1 protein-coding gene is annotated in these 259 nt (G+C 52.9%); it reads left to right on the forward strand.

The annotated features are described in order from the left end of the window. Positions 1-259 (forward strand): M13-type metalloendopeptidase (locus tag RAD04_RS38925; RefSeq protein WP_461628001.1); only part of this gene is annotated, 259 nt, incomplete at both ends.

Consider the following 259-nt stretch of genomic DNA (forward strand, 5'->3'; position numbering starts at 1 on the left):
GCAATGACGCTCGGAGAAAATATCGGCGATCTTGGCGGGCTGGCGATTGCTTATACAGCCCTGCAAAATGCTCTGAAGGGAAAACAAGTTGAGCTCATCGATGGATTTACCCCGGAACAACGGTTCTTCCTTTCGTTCGCCCAAGTGTGGCGCCGGAATGTGCGCCCCGAGCGACTTCGGATGCAAATAAAAACCGATGTGCATTCACCTGCGGAGTTCCGGGTCAATGGCCCGTTGCCGAACCTTCAATCATTTTACG

This window comes from Bradyrhizobium sp. 25ACV, from assembly GCF_054863005.1.